Source organism: Actinoplanes awajinensis subsp. mycoplanecinus (genome assembly GCF_001509495.1).
GTDB classification, from domain to species: domain Bacteria; phylum Actinomycetota; class Actinomycetes; order Mycobacteriales; family Micromonosporaceae; genus Actinoplanes; species Actinoplanes palleronii.
In genome coordinates this window covers 1-203 of record NZ_LLZH01000273.1, presented here as the reverse complement: position 1 = coordinate 203, position 203 = coordinate 1, and the positions used below count along the sequence as shown (strand labels likewise).

Below are 203 nucleotides of genomic sequence, written 5' to 3'. Positions count from 1 at the left end.
CTGGTCAAGCTGCGCTGTTGCCCTCGCCGCGCCACCGCGATCGTGCAGGCCATCCTCGTTCTGCACCACGTCGAAGCCAACCGCTACGCAGGATGAAAAGGCTCAATAGTTCTGGTGCTGGGCGGTTCTGGTGCAGGCCGGAATCGCCGATTGATGATCGGCTTTGCTCCGGATGTGGGCTGGTCGGGGTGAGCGCGGAGTTC

At 63.1% G+C, this 203-nt stretch carries 1 pseudogene; it reads left to right on the top strand.

Features of this window, described 5'->3' with window-relative positions:
• A pseudogene (locus ADL15_RS53240) lies at positions 1–96 on the top strand (IS5/IS1182 family transposase); the annotation flags it as partial.
• Between the last annotated feature and the right edge of the window lie 107 nt (positions 97–203).